Below are 12,968 nucleotides of genomic sequence, written 5' to 3' on the forward strand. Positions count from 1 at the left end.
GGCATGTCCACCGCGCTGGCCACCACCGCGCTGCTGATGGGCCTGGTCGGCGGCGGACACTGCGTGGCCATGTGCGGGCCGCTGTGCGGCGCCCTGGCGGGAGGAGCCGCAGGCGGCGGGGGCGGCATGGCCGTGCTGCACGGGCCGGCCGGCCGCGCAGCGGCGCCCTGGCGGCGCATGGCGGCGCTCCAGGCCGGCCGGCTGGCCGGCTACATGGGCGCGGGCGCCGCCGCAGCCGGTGCGATGCAGTCGCTGGCCTGGCTGTCGGACCACGCGGCCGCGCTGCGCCCGGCCTGGACGCTGGTCCATTTCGCCGCGCTGTGCTGGGGCCTGCTGCTGTTGCTCCAGGCGCGCCAGCCGGCCTGGGTCGAGCGGCTCGGGCGCAGGCTCTGGCAGCGCGTCGGGCCGCTGGTGCGCTCGCTCGGCCGGCTCGGCTTGGCCGGGCTGGGCTGGGCGGCCATGCCCTGCGGCCTGCTGTATTCGGCCCTGCTGGCCGCCGCGCTGGCCGGCGGCCCGGCCGACGGCGCCCTGGCCATGCTCTGCTTCGGGCTGGGCACTGCCGTCTGGCTCGCGGGCGGCCCCTGGCTCTGGCTGCGCCTGCGCATCGGTGGGCCGCGCCGGTTCACGGCCGCCGCCGGCGTGCGCCTGGCGGGCGCGGCCCTCTGCGCCGTCTCGGCCTGGGCCGTCTGGGCCGACCTGCAGCACCGCATCGCCCTCTGGTGCTGACCGCGGGCGCCGGCGCCCGGCCGGCCGGCGGGCAACGGCCGTCGCCTGTTTTTGCAGAACGTGGATCAATCGTACGTTGTCGACGCATTTGGTGGGTCGGCTCTGCAACAATGCCGGGGTTGTCAAGAAATGAAGTGACAATGAATGCAATCCGTGTAAGGAAGTAATTCGATTCCCGATGGAAAACGGCCTCACTCGCCTGATCGACGCGAGCCAGCTGCGTAAAGGGTTGTTTGTCCAGCTCGACATGGGCTGGATGGAACATCCGTTTCCGGTCGGGAGCTTCAAGATCGTCTCCGACGAGCAGCTGCAGACGCTGCGCTCGCTGGGCATTGCCCAGTTCCGCATCGACCCGCTGCGCAGCGATCCGCTGATCTGGCGCGCCCTGCTGGCAGCCGGGGAAGCGGCGGCGGCGGTGGCCGACGCCGCCCGCGCGCCGGCCGCGGAGCCGGGCCTGCTCGCACGCGAGCGCCGCACGCGCCTGCTGGCCGAGCAGCGCAACGCCCTGCTGGCCTGCGAGCGCCGCTTCCTCGAATCGGCCCGCGCCTACCGGCGCACGACCGAGCTGGTGCAGGCCGATCCGGCCGCCGCCGCCGACGAGAGCCGGCGCGCGATCGACGCCTGCGTGGACGAGCTGGCCGCGCACGGCAAATCGGCCATCCGCCTGCTCTCCGAAGGCGTGGGCGAGCGCAGCTCGCAGCACCCGGTCAACGTGATGGTGATCAGCCTGCTGCTGGCCCGCGCGCTTGGCGTGCCCGGCGACGCGCTCGGCGGCATCGGCCTGGCCGCCCTGCTACACGACATCGGCAAGATCGAACTGCCCGAGCGCGTGCGCCACCTGGACGACCACTTCACCCCGGCCGAGGTGCGCGCCTACCAGGAGCACGTGGCCCAGTCGCTCGTGCTCGGCCGCCGGATGCAGCTGCCGGCCGACGTGCTGCTGGCCATCGCCCAGCACCACGAGATGGCTGACGGCAGCGGGTTTCCGCTGCGGCTCACCGGCGAGCGCATGGGGCAGGGCGGGCGTATCGTCGCGCTGGTCAACCGCTTCGACAGGCTTTGCAATCCGCCGCGGCTGGCGCTGGCCATGACGCCGCACGAGGCGCTGTCGCTGATGTTCGCGCAGATGAATTCGCGCTTCGACACCACGGTGCTCGGCGCCTTCATCCGCATGATGGGCGTCTACCCGCCGGGCTCGGTGGTGCAGCTGGTGGATGACCGCTTCGCGCTGGTCGTGTCGGTCAACTCGTCGCGCCCGCTGCGCCCGCGCGTGGTGCGTGGTGGTGCACGACCCGCGCGTGCCGATGGACGAGGCGCTGATCCTGGACCTGGAATCGCGCCCGGACCTCGGCATCCGCCGCAGCCTGCGGCCGGCGCAGCTGCCGCGCGCCGCGCGCGACTACCTGTCGCCGCGCCAGCGCCTGAGCTACTTCTTCGAACAGGCGTCCGACGCCGGCTCCGACGAGGACAACGCGTGAGCCTGGTCGCATATTGCGCACATACACCAGACAGTACACTGTCCCTTGTGGGTGATAGCAGTGGACTGCAAGGAGATACCCCTAGGTTTCTGGATGGTGTCCTGGACGCCGTCTGGATCGCCGACAGCGCCGGGCAGACCATCGTCTGGGCCAACGCCGCGGCCGTGCGGCTGCTGGGCGAGCCGGTCGCGGGGCAGCCGGTGGAGCGCCTGGCGGTCACTCCCGAGGACCTGGCCTTCTGGGGCGAGGCGCGCGCCGGCATCGCCAGCGTCCTGCATTCGCATGGCTGGCTGCGCCATGCCGATGGCCGCCTGGTGCCGGTGGAGCGCCGCGTCTCGCGCCAGCAGTGGCAGGGCGGCGGCGTCTTCCTCGTCGCCGCGACCGACCGCAGCGAGGCCCGGCGCGAGACCGAAGCGCTCGAAGGCCAGCTCGCCGGGTTGCGCGCCGCGCTGGATTCCACCGCCGACGGCATCCTGGTCTGCGGTGTGGACGGCGCCGTGCGCGCCTTCAACCAGCGCTTCGCCGCGATCTGGGACGTCGACTCCGCCCTGCTCCTGCGCCGCGACGACGCGCAGCTGCGGGCGCACATGGCCGCGGCCACGGCCGATGCCGGCGCCTACCGCGCGCGTCTGGCCGCGATCGAGGCCGATCTGCTGCTGGAGGCCAGCGACGTGCTGGTGCTGCGCGGCGGCCGGCTGGTGGAGCGCGTGTCGCTGCCGCAACTGAGCCACGGCAGCGCCATCGGCCGCGTCCACGTGTTCCGCGACATCACCGCGATGGCCGAGGCCCAGGCCGACGTGCAGCTGGCCGCGCGCGTCTTCGGCAGCAGCCTCGACGCCATCTTCATCGCCGACAGCGGCCACCGGGTGGTGCGGGCCAACCCGGTGGCCGAATCGCTCACCGGCCGCGCCGGCGCCGAACTGTACGGAAGGCCCCTGGCCGCGCTGTTCGACGGCATTGACGACGGCTTCTTCCCGGTGGTGCAGACCGCCTGGTCGCGCCAGGGCTTCTGGAGCGGCGAGGCCCGGCTGCGCCAGTCCGAAGGCCGCACGGCCCAGGTCCAGCTGTCGTGGGTGGTGGTGCGCAATGTCCAGGGCGAGGTGACGCAGAGCATCGGGTTCGTGCGCGACCTGACCCAGCAGCATGCCGCGCTGGAGCGCATCGACCAGCTGGCCTTCAGCGATGCGCTGACCGGCCTGCCCAACCTGCTGCAGCTGAGCCGGCGCGTGGAGTTCGCGCTCCAGCCGAGCCGCCGCGGCGCAGCCGCCGCGCCCGGCTTCGCCGTGCTGTTTGTCGATCTGGACCGCTTCAAGAACATCAACGACTCGCTCGGCCATCCGTTCGGCGACCGGGTGCTGGTGCAGGCCGCGCGGCGCCTGCACGACTGCCTCCAGCCGGCCGACACGCTCTGCCGCCTGGGCGGCGACGAGTTCGTGATCCATCTGCACGGCGCCGATGCGGCCGCGGCCGAGGCGTCGGCGCGCCGCCTGCTCGACGCCATGGCCGCGCCCTTCGTGCTCGACGGCATGGGCTTTTCGGTCGGGTGCAGCGTCGGCGTGGCGCTGTACCCGCAGGACGGCCAGACGCTCGACGACCTGATCCGCCAGGCCGACACGGCCATGCACCGCGTCAAGGAGCGCGCGCGCGGCAGCTTCGGCTTCTACCAGCCGCGCATGAACGAAGGGCTGCTCGCCCGCATGCGCATGGAGCATGCGCTGCGCCAGGCGCTGCCCGAAGGCCGGCTGCGGCTGCACTACCAGCCGCAGATCTGCCTGGCCTCAGGTTGCATGACCGGTGCCGAGGCGCTGCTGCGCTGGACCGATCCGGTGCTGGGCCCCGTGTCGCCGGGCGTGTTCATCCCGCTGGCGGAGGAGTCCGGCGCCATTGTCGGGATCGGCGCCTGGGTGATCGAGCAGGCCGTGGCCCAGGCCGCGCGCTGGTCGGCCGGCGGCACGCCGCTGGTGGTGTCGGTCAACGTGTCGGCCATGCAGTTCCGCCAGCCGGGCTTCGTCGCCCACGTGGCGCAGACGCTGGAGGCAGCCGTCCTGCCGCCCGCGCTGCTGGAACTGGAACTCACCGAATCCATCCTGGTGCAGGATGCCGGCGAGGTGCTGGAGCGGCTGGAGGCGCTGGCCGCGCTCGGCGTGGGGCTGGCGGTGGACGACTTCGGCACCGGCTATTCCAGCCTGGCCTACCTGAAGAAGTTCCCGATCCAGCGGCTCAAGATCGACCAGTCCTTCGTGCGCGGCCTGCCGGGCGACGAGGGGGATTCGGCCATCGTCAACGCCGTCATCAGCATCGGCCGTGCGCTGCGGCTGGAGGTGGTGGCCGAGGGCGTGGAAACGGCCGGGCAGCGTGCCGCGCTCGAAGGCATGGGCTGCGACCATTTCCAGGGATTCCTCTGCGCGCCGGGCATGCCGGTGGCGGAGTTCGACACGCTGGCCCGGGCCTGGAACGCGGCCGCCGACGCGCCGTGTGACCTGACGGCGGCATCGCCGCAGGCCGCGGGGAAGAAGGTGTCTGCGAATGCCGCCAAGCCGTCATCCTGAACCAGGGGTTCAGGTGGGAGAGGGCAGCCAGGCGTTGGGTTCGTCTGACGCGAGACGATCACGCTCACCGGGCGATGTACCAATCCCTTGCTCAGAGAGCATTGGTTCAAGGAAATATAAGCTTGGCAGCACCGCAGACGCCTTCATTCTACCGGCCGGCGCAACCGCCGCAACGCCGCGCCCGACGCCGGCGCAGGGGGATTCCTCAAAGGAGTTGACCGTCCTGGCCCAAGGCGTCATCGAGGCGGCGCAGCAGGGCCGACAGGCGTTCGTCGTCTTCCGCCGTTGCGGCGGCGGACGGCTCGGCAGGGGCCGCGGGCGCCTGCTGCGCCGCGGCTTCGCGGTCGGAGATCTCGAAGGCGAGGTTGAGCGCGGCCAGCACCGCGATGCGGTCGCGGGCGCGCACCTTGCCGGCGTCGCGGATGCGGGTCATGGCGGCGTCCACCCGGTCCACCGCGTCGAGCAGGCGCGCCTCGCGGCCTTCGGCGCAACCCAGCAGGTAGCTCTGCTGCATGATCTGGACTTCGATCTGCTTGAGCGGCGGCGTCATTGCGGTGGTTCCTGCACGGCCGGCGCCACGGTGGGCGCGCCGGTGGCCTGCCCGGGCAGGCGGTCGAGCAGGGCATCGACCCGGGCCCGCGCGGCGGCCAGGCGCGAGCGCAGCGAATCGCGCTCGGCGCAGAGCGTCGCGATCTCCTGCTTCAGCAGCGCGTTGGTGCGCTGCAGTTCGGCGTGGCGCAGCAGCAGCCGTTCCACACGTTCGGTGATCTGGTCGATGGAAGTAGGGGTCGGCATAGGCAGCCGCGCATTGTAGGCTGCCGCCCGTGGCCGGGGCGCCGTGCTTCCTGTGATTTTTGATGACAGACCGCTACAATGCGCGCCGTTGGTGCTCGCGGCCTGGTTCACAGGGCGCAGTTCAACGGGAAGCAGGACGGCCGATGCCCACGGCACGAAGCCCAGCCTGCGCTGCCCCCGCAACGGTCAGCGGACGGATCGTTTCCGATCCACCCTGCGCAACATGCCACTGGATGCCTTGAACAAGCACCTGGGAAGGCGCCGCATGGGCCCAAGCCGCCAGCCCGGATACCGGCCAACAAGGTGGCCGCGCCTTCTTTCCCGTCTGGAACGAATGCGCGGCCGTGATGCCCAGGACCGGCGGGGATGCCGGTCGCAGGCGCAGCTCCGTTGCCTTTCCTCATGAAAAACCGTTTCCACGCCGTGCGCATCGCCGCGCTCCCGCTGGCCCTGGCCGCCGCATTCCCCCTGTCCACCTTCGCCCAGGCCCTGTTCGCCCAGGCCGCCACCGACAGCGACCTGCGCGAGACGGTCGTGACCGCCACGCGCGTGGCCCAGCCGCTGTCCGATCTGGTGGCCGATGTCTCCATCGTCGATCGCAGCACCATCGAAGACAGCGGCGCCGTCGGCGTGGCCGACCTGCTGGCCCGCCTGCCGGGCGTGGAAATTTCCCGCAATGGCGGCCAGGGCAGCAGCACCAGCGTGTTCCTGCGCGGCGCCGAATCGCGCTTCACCGCGGTCTACATCGACGGCGTGCGCGTCGATTCGCAGTCCACCGGCGGCGCGGTCTGGGAGCAGATCCCGCTGTCGCGCATCGACCGCATCGAGGTGCTGCGCGGCCCGGCCGCCGCGGTCTACGGGTCGGATGCCGTCGGCGGTGTGATCCAGCTCTTCACCAGGAAGGGCGAGCCCGGCAGGCCGGTGCCCACCGTGGGCGTCGGCATCGGCAACCAGGGCACGCGCACGGCCGAGGCCGGCATCAGTGGCGCCTTCGGAGAGCGCGGCCAGGTCGATTACGCGCTGGGCATCTCGCACGAGCGCAGCGACGGCTTCAATTCCCGCCCGATCGCCACGTCCAACCCGGACAAGGACGGCTTCCGCCGCACCTCGGCCAACGCGCGCGTGGGCATCCAGATCGACCCGCGCCACCGCATCGACGGCACCTTCCTGGCGAGCGACCTGAATTCGCAGTACGACGGCTCCGCGGCCACGGCGTTGGTGGACGACGACCGCAACAAGCACCTGCTGCGCACCGGCGGCCTGACCTGGTCGGCGCAGTGGACCGAGGCGTACTCGACCAAGCTCCAGGTCGCCGATTCGTACAGCAAGTACAGCACCCAGCCGTCGTTCTACATCACCGAGACCCAACTGCGCAGCTACCTGTTCCAGAACGAGTACCGCCTGGGCGCCCACCTGTTCACCGCTGCGCTGGAGCGCCGCGAGGACCAGTTGACCAACCCCTCCGACGGCTACTCGGCCACGCTCGACCGCAAGCGTTCGCAGAACGCGCTGGCCCTGGGCTATGGCTTCAAGAGCGGCGTGCATGGGGTGCAGGCCAACCTGCGCCGCGACGACGACAGCGAGTTCGGCGGCAAGACCACCGGCAGCGCCGCCTATGGCCTGGAGATCACGCGCAACCTGCGCGCGACCGTCTCGGCCGGCACCTCGTTCCGCGCGCCCACGCTGTACCAGCGCTTCAGCGAATACGGCGTCGGCAGCCTCCAGCCCGAAGAGGGCCGCAACGTCGAGGCCGGCCTGCGCTGGAGCGAAGGCGCGACCAGCCTGGGCGCCGTGGTTTACCGCAACCGCGTGCGCAACCTGATCGTCTACGGCGCCGCGGGTGCCTGCGCGTCGCCGTACGGCTGCTACCAGAACGTCGGCCGGGCCGAATACGAGGGCGTGACGCTGTCGGCCGCGCACACGCTGGGCGGCGTCTCGCTGCGCGGCTCGGTGGACTTCCAGGACCCGCGCGACCTGGACAGCGGCAAGCTGCTGGCCCGCCGCACGCGCCGCCACGCCAGCCTGGGCGCGGACACCCGCATCGCCGGCTGGACGGTCGGCGCCGAGGCCCAGTTCTCCGGCTACCGCTGGGACAACGCGGCCAACACCAACCGTCTGGGCGGCTACGGTGTGCTGAACCTGCATGCCAGCACCGCGATCGCGCGCGACTTCACGCTGCTGGCGCGCATCGACAATGTGGCCGACAAGGACTACCAGCTCGCGCGCACCTATGCGACGCCCGGCCGCGTGTTCTACGTCGGCCTAAAGTGGCAGCCGCAATAAGGCCGCTGGCTGCGTGGCGGTGAACGCCTGCCCCGCCGTGCTCGTGGCCGCGCCGGCCTCGGGCCAGGGCAAGACCACGGTGGCTGTGGCGCTGGCGCGGCTGCACGCGCGCGCCGGCCGCCGGGTGCGCATGTTCAAGTGCGGACCGGATTTCCTCGACCCGTTTTGGCATGTGCTGGCCAGCGGCGCGCCGGCGCATCCGCTGGACCTGTGGATGAACGGCGCGGCCGATTGCGCCGCGCGCCTGCACGAGGCGGCGGGCTGTGCCGACCTGATCGTCGTCGAAGGCGCGATGGGCCTCTACGATGGCGCGCCGAACGCGGCCGACCTGGCGCGGCGCTTCGACCTGCCGGTGCTGGCGGTCGTCGACGCCGGCGCCATGGCCGCCACCTTCGGGGCCGTCGCGCACGGCCTGCGCACCTGGAAGCCCGGCCTGCGCTGGGCCGGCGTGCTGGCCAACCGCGTGGCCGGCGAGCGCCATGCGGCCATGCTGCACGACAAACTGGACGCGGAGGCCAACTGGCTCGGCGCGCTGCCGCGCGGCGAGGCGTTTACGCTGCCGTCGCGCCACCTGGGGCTGACGGCGGCGGCCGAGGTGGACGACGCCGCGGCGCGCCTCGATGCCGCGGCCGATGCGCTGGCCGCCGCGCCGCTGGGGCAGGCGGACCTCGCGCCATGGACCGTGGAATTCGCTCCGCCGCCCGCGGCCGGGCCCGTGGAGCCGCTGCTCCGGGGCCGCACCATCGCGGTTGCCCGCGATGCGGCTTTCTGCTTCATTTACCAGGCCAACCTCGACACGCTGGTTGCGCTTGGCGCCCGGCTGGCCTTCTTCTCGCCGCTTGCAGGCGATGACCTGCCTGCCTGCGATGCGGTCTGGCTGCCCGGCGGCTATCCGGAACTGCATGCCGCACGCCTGGCCGGCTGCACCCGGCTGCGCGACGCCCTGCGCGCCCACGCCGCGCGCGGCGCGCCCGTGTGGGCAGAATGCGGCGGCATGATGGTTCTGTTCGATACGCTAGCCGCCGCGGATGGCCGGCGGCACCCGCTGTGGGGACTGCTGCCCGGCCAGGCCGCGATGCATCCCCGCCTGGCCGCGCTCGGCCCCCGGCAGTGGCACGGTGCGGCGGGCACGCTGCGCGACCACACCTTCCATTATTCGACCTGCACGACGCCGCTGGCGCCCGCGGCACACGCCAGCCGGCCCGACGGCACGGCCGGCGAGGCCGCCTACCGCGTGGGCAGCGTGCGGGCGAGCTACTTCCATGCCTGGTTCGCCTCCAGCCCGCGCGCCGCGGCCGCGCTGTTCGGGGGCGCGGCATGACGCGGCGGTCCGAACTCATCCTCGGCGGCCAGAAGAACGGCAAGTCGCGCCGGGCCGAACTGCTCGCGCGTGACTGGCTGGCCAGCGCGCCGCGGCGCCGCTCCGTGCTCATCGCCACGGGCGAGCCCTGGGACGACGAGATGCGCGCGCGCATCGCGCGCCATCGCGCCGAGCGCGCCGCCCGCGTGCCGGGCCTGGCGACGGTCGAGGAAGCGCTGGACCTGCCCGGGGCGCTGCTGCGCGAGAGCCGCGCCGATACGCTGGTCGTCGTCGACTGCCTCACGCTCTGGCTCACCAACCTCGCCATGCCTGCCGCGCCGCGCACCGGCGGCCCGGCGCCCGGGCAGGCCGCCGATGCGCTGGCCCGGGCCATCGGCCGGACGGCCGGGCCGGTGGTGCTGGTCTCCAACGAGATCGGCCTGGGCGTGGTTCCGATGGGCCGCGAGGTGCGGGCCTTCGTTGACGGCCTGGGGCGCCTCAACCAGGCTGCGGCGGCCGCCTGCGACCGCGTCGTGCTGATGGCCGCCGGGCTGCCGCTGGTCGTGAAGGACGCCCGGTGACCCGAAGCCGTGCCCTCCGCCGGCTGCTGCTGGCCGCCTGCTGCGCGGCGCTGTCCGTGCAGGCCGCCGCCGCCGAGCCGGTCACGCTCACCGACGACCGCGGCCGCGCCGTCAGGCTCGCGCGCGCGCCGCAGCGCATCGTGAGCCTGCTGCCCTCGCTGACCGAAAGCGTCTGCGCGCTGGGCGAATGCGCGCGGCTGGTGGGTGTGGACCGCTATTCCAACTGGCCCGATGCGGTGCAGCGCCTGCCGCAGGTGGGCGGCGGGCTGGACCCGAGCATCGAGGCCATCGTCGCGCTGCGGCCGGACCTCGTGCTGGCCAGCACCGCGTCGCGCGCCAGCGAGCGGCTGGAGGCGCTGGGCATCGCCGTGGCCGCCTTCGAGCCGCGCAGCTATGCCGACAGCCGGCGCGTGCTCGACGGCGTGGCCCGCGTGCTGGACGTGGACGACGCCCGCGCCGCGCGGCTGTGGCGCGAGATCGAGGCCGGCGTGCAGGCCGCGGCGCAGTCGCTGCCGGCGCGCGCCCGCCATGCGCGCGTGTACTTCGAGGTCAGCCGCGGCCCGTACGCGGCCGGCGAGTCGTCGTTCATCGGCGAGACGCTGGCCCGGCTGGGCGTGCGCAACGTGGTGCCGCGCTTCCTCGGGCCGTATCCGCGGCTCAACCCCGAATTCGTCGTGCGCGCCGATCCGGACGTGATCATGGTCGGCAACCGCAGCATGCAGACCATGGTGCCGTACCCGGGCTGGCAGGGCATGCGGGCGCTGCGCGAGAACCGCGTCTGCGTGTTCGGCCCCGGCGACGCCGAGGTGGTGGTGCGTCCCGGCCCGCGCCTGGCCGAAGCCGCGCGCGTCATGGCGCGATGCCTGGCGGAGAAGGCGCCGTGATGGATACTCCCCGCAGATACGGCGTATTGCGACCGCCATTCAAGCGTAAAGGCGCTATGGTGGTCGGAGTATGAGTGGCATGCCGTCCCGCGCCGTCCTCGCCGCGGCGTTCGATCCGGGCCGTGCCGGCCGCCGCGCCGCCTGGCTCGGGCTGTGGCTCGCGCTGGCGGGCGTGCTGCTGCTGGCCGCCGGCACCAGCGTCGGCAGCACCGGCTGGACCAGCCTGCGCGACCTGCTGCAAGGCGATGCCGTGGCCCGCCAGATCGTCTGGGACATCCGCCTGCCGCGCAGCATCGGCGCCTGGCTGACGGGCGCGCTGCTGGGCCTGGCCGGCGCGGTGGCGCAGGGACTGTTCCGCAATCCGCTGGCCGACCCGTACCTGCTGGGCAGCGCCTCGGGCGCGGCGCTCGGCGGCGCGGTGGCGATGGCGCTGTTCGGCGTCTCGCCGCTGGCGGCGCAGTGGCTGGCGCGCATCGGCATCACCGGCATGGCCTTCGCGGGCGCCGCGGGCGCGGTGGCGCTCACGCTGGTGCTGGCGCGCGGCGTGCAGCACACGCTGCGGCTGCTGCTGGCCGGCGTGATCGTCGGCGTGGTGCTGGGCGCGGCGCGCGACCTGGTGGAACTGGCCTCGCCCGAGATCCTGCAGGCCATGCAGGCGTTCACGCTAGGCAGCACCGGCTTCGTCGGCTGGGCGGCCTGCGGCCTGATGGCCGTGGCCTGGAGCCTCTGCGCGCTGGGCGCCGGAATGCTGGCGCGGGCGCTCGACGGGCTCACGCTCGGCGAGGCCACCGCCGCCAGCCTGGGCCTGCCGCTGGCGCCGATGCGCGCCGCGCTGATCGCGGTGATGGCGCTGGCCACCGGCACGGCCGTGGCGCAGACCGGGCTGATCGCCTTCGTCGGGCTGGCGGCGCCGCACCTGGTGCGCTCCATCGTCAAGACCACGCATGGGCGGCACATCCTGCTGGCGAGCCTGATGGGAGCGGTGCTGCTGCTGGCGGCGGACATCCTCGCGTGCTGGCTGCTGGCGCCGCAGGAACTGCCGGTGGGGGTGCTGACCGCTGTGCTGGGCGGGTCCTATCTGCTGTGGTTGATGCACCGGGGGGTGCGGGCGGGGGGCTTGTGATGGGTCTCTGGTTTTCCTCCCTCTCCCTCTGGGAGAGGATTGGGGTGAGGGCTCTTGTGCGCCGGGAGCTGGCGCTGCCTCTTGGCTGCTTCCCGGAGCCGGGTCTCGCCCCGGCGGGCGACTCACTTTCTTTTGCTTCGCCAAAAGAAAGCAAGCAAAGAAAAGGCGACCCTGCTGGCTGCGTCCCTCCGCTTCGCTGCGGGCAACCTGCGGTGCTCGCTTCAGTCGGGGGCCGCCGAAACTCGCTTCGCTCAATCAATCGTCGGCCCTTTTTCCGACTGAAGCTGTGCTCCTCGGCGCATCCAGAAGGGAGGTGGATACCACACGGGCCATCGCTGCGCTCGGCCTGGCCTTCGGGGCGCACTGTGTGCGCACCCGCTCGCTTCGGGAAGCAGGGTCGACACCGGGTTCAGCCAGGAGCATTCCGATGATCCTGGCCGCCACAGCCCTCGAAGTCCACCTGAGCCGCACCCCCGTGCTCCACGGCCTGGACCTGGCCTTCGCCCGCGGCCGCTGGACCAGCATCGTCGGCCCCAACGGCGCCGGCAAGTCCACGCTGCTGCGGGCGCTGGCGGGCCTGCTGCCGGTCCATGCCGGGCGGGTCGCGCTCGACGACCGGCCGCTCGCCGGCTGGCCCGCCCGCGCGCGCGCCCGCACCCTGGCCTGGCTGGGCCAGAACGAGGGGGGCGCCGACGACCTCAGCGTCTACGACGTCGCCATGCTCGGCCGCCTGCCGCACCGCGCCTGGCTCGCGCCGCCGTCGCCGGCCGACCATGCGGCCGTGGAACAGGCCCTGCGCGCCACCGGCGCCTGGGACTGGCAGGGGCGGCCGCTCGGCCGGCTGTCGGGCGGCGAGCGCCAGCGCGTGCTGCTCGCGCGCGTGCTCGCGGTGCAGGCGCCGGTGCTGCTGATGGACGAACCGCTGGCCAACCTCGATCCACCGCACCAGGCCGACTGGATCGCCATCGTGCGCGGCCTGGCGGCCCACGGCACCACCGTGGTCAGCGTGCTGCACGAAGTCTCGGTCGCCTTGCAGGCCGAGGACCTGGCCGTGATGGCCGCGGGCCGGCTGCTGCACCACGGTCCCACGGCCGACGCGGCCACGCACCGCGCGCTGGAAGCCGTGTTCGACCACCGCATCGCCGTGCGCAGCCTCGACGGCCAGTGGCTGGCGATCCCCCGAACCTGAATCCGACGGACGAGAACAACGCACCATGCAGATCGAGACCCCGCCGAGCACCAAGCCCTA

The 12,968-nt window shown here is 72.9% G+C and carries 10 protein-coding genes, 1 other RNA gene, 3 pseudogenes and 1 riboswitch; of the genes and pseudogenes, 11 read left to right on the plus strand and 3 right to left on the minus strand.

What is annotated here, in order from left to right; translation table 11 throughout:
* Positions 1 to 3: 3 nt before the first annotated feature.
* The 5 genes and pseudogenes from GAK38_RS04845 to GAK38_RS04865 all read left to right on the plus strand — a co-directional run.
* Complete coding sequence (locus GAK38_RS04845; protein ID WP_325341898.1) at positions 4 to 726, plus strand: sulfite exporter TauE/SafE family protein; 723 nt, start codon at positions 4 to 6, stop codon at positions 724 to 726.
* 256 nt (positions 727 to 982) lie between these two features.
* Positions 983 to 1,264: pseudogene (locus tag GAK38_RS04850) on the plus strand (DUF3391 domain-containing protein); the annotation flags it as partial.
* Positions 1,265 to 1,441: 177 nt separating this feature from the next.
* Positions 1,442 to 1,819: pseudogene (locus GAK38_RS04855) on the plus strand (HD-GYP domain-containing protein); the annotation flags it as partial.
* 190 nt (positions 1,820 to 2,009) lie between these two features.
* Entirely contained in the window at positions 2,010 to 2,204 is a 195-nt protein-coding gene (locus GAK38_RS04860) for a hypothetical protein (RefSeq protein ID WP_325341899.1), read from the plus strand.
* Between the two features lie 65 nt (positions 2,205 to 2,269).
* Positions 2,270 to 4,675 (plus strand): annotated as a pseudogene (locus GAK38_RS04865) (EAL domain-containing protein); the annotation flags it as partial.
* Between the two features lie 42 nt (positions 4,676 to 4,717).
* Here the strand turns inward: GAK38_RS04865 and ssrS are convergent.
* The 3 genes from ssrS to GAK38_RS04880 all read right to left on the minus strand — a co-directional run bounded on the left by ssrS (position 4,718) and on the right by GAK38_RS04880 (position 5,548).
* A non-coding RNA gene (ssrS, locus tag GAK38_RS04870) (6S RNA) lies at positions 4,718 to 4,896 on the minus strand.
* A 62-nt stretch (positions 4,897 to 4,958) separates the two neighbouring features.
* Positions 4,959 to 5,303: a cell division protein ZapA gene (locus GAK38_RS04875; RefSeq protein WP_325341901.1), complete on the minus strand. Its 345-nt coding sequence runs from the start codon at positions 5,301 to 5,303 to the stop codon at positions 4,959 to 4,961.
* Entirely contained in the window at positions 5,300 to 5,548 is a 249-nt protein-coding gene (locus GAK38_RS04880; protein ID WP_325341903.1) for a DUF904 domain-containing protein, read from the minus strand. Before GAK38_RS04880 ends, GAK38_RS04875 begins: the two co-directional genes overlap by 4 nt.
* 72 nt (positions 5,549 to 5,620) lie before the next feature.
* A riboswitch (cobalamin riboswitch) is annotated at positions 5,621 to 5,862 on the plus strand.
* An 88-nt stretch (positions 5,863 to 5,950) separates the two neighbouring features.
* Between GAK38_RS04880 and GAK38_RS04885 the strand changes: the two genes are divergently transcribed.
* The 6 genes from GAK38_RS04885 to GAK38_RS04910 all read left to right on the plus strand — a co-directional run bounded on the left by GAK38_RS04885 (position 5,951) and on the right by GAK38_RS04910 (position 12,908).
* Complete coding sequence (locus GAK38_RS04885) at positions 5,951 to 7,831, plus strand: TonB-dependent receptor domain-containing protein (protein WP_325341905.1); 1,881 nt, start codon at positions 5,951 to 5,953, stop codon at positions 7,829 to 7,831.
* Between the two features lie 13 nt (positions 7,832 to 7,844).
* Positions 7,845 to 9,152, plus strand: a complete 1,308-nt coding sequence (locus GAK38_RS04890; protein WP_443089153.1) for a cobyrinate a,c-diamide synthase — start codon at positions 7,845 to 7,847, stop codon at positions 9,150 to 9,152.
* A complete protein-coding gene (locus GAK38_RS04895) occupies positions 9,149 to 9,712 on the plus strand; it encodes a bifunctional adenosylcobinamide kinase/adenosylcobinamide-phosphate guanylyltransferase (RefSeq protein ID WP_325341909.1) in 564 nt (187 codons plus the stop codon). Before GAK38_RS04890 ends, GAK38_RS04895 begins: the two co-directional genes overlap by 4 nt.
* Positions 9,709 to 10,596: an ABC transporter substrate-binding protein gene (locus GAK38_RS04900; RefSeq protein WP_443089154.1), complete on the plus strand. Its 888-nt coding sequence runs from the start codon at positions 9,709 to 9,711 to the stop codon at positions 10,594 to 10,596. Before GAK38_RS04895 ends, GAK38_RS04900 begins: the two co-directional genes overlap by 4 nt.
* Positions 10,597 to 10,666: 70 nt before the next feature.
* Positions 10,667 to 11,719 (plus strand): FecCD family ABC transporter permease, encoded by a 1,053-nt coding sequence (locus GAK38_RS04905; RefSeq protein WP_325341910.1) that lies wholly within the window; start codon positions 10,667 to 10,669, stop codon positions 11,717 to 11,719.
* Between the two features lie 427 nt (positions 11,720 to 12,146).
* Positions 12,147 to 12,908 (plus strand): ABC transporter ATP-binding protein, encoded by a 762-nt coding sequence (locus tag GAK38_RS04910; protein WP_325341911.1) that lies wholly within the window; start codon positions 12,147 to 12,149, stop codon positions 12,906 to 12,908.
* Positions 12,909 to 12,968: the final 60 nt, after the last annotated feature.

It is taken from the genome of Xylophilus sp. (genome assembly GCA_009914555.1).
Taxonomy (GTDB): Bacteria; Pseudomonadota; Gammaproteobacteria; order Burkholderiales; family Burkholderiaceae_C; genus WNDY01.